This window comes from Shewanella electrica, from assembly GCF_022321485.1.
GTDB classification, from domain to species: Bacteria; Pseudomonadota; Gammaproteobacteria; order Enterobacterales; family Shewanellaceae; genus Shewanella; species Shewanella electrica.
On record NZ_JAKOGG010000169.1, the window covers coordinates 1 to 281 of the forward strand.

Below are 281 nucleotides of genomic sequence, written 5' to 3' on the forward strand. Positions count from 1 at the left end.
GGCACGACAACCGCTGATATCGCCGTACAACGGCCAGGCGACGACTTTCTCGGCATCGAGGTTCACGAGCCGGGCGTAGGGGCACTGCTGAAGCTGATCGGGGAAAGGCAACTGGACAATATCCGCGTGATTCAGCACGACGCGGTCGAGGTCATCGAGCATATGTTGGCCGAGGACAGCGTGGATGGCGTACACATCTTCTTCCCCGACCCGTGGCATAAGGCGCGCCACCACAAGCGTCGGCTCATCCAGCCACCGTTCGTCAAGCTGCTTGCATCGCG

General features: G+C 61.2%; 1 protein-coding gene. It reads left to right on the top strand.

All coding sequences use genetic code 11. The features are described from left to right. The coding region (locus L9G74_RS20265) for a tRNA (guanine(46)-N(7))-methyltransferase TrmB (RefSeq protein WP_500142667.1) at positions 1-281 on the top strand (281 nt) is incomplete at both ends.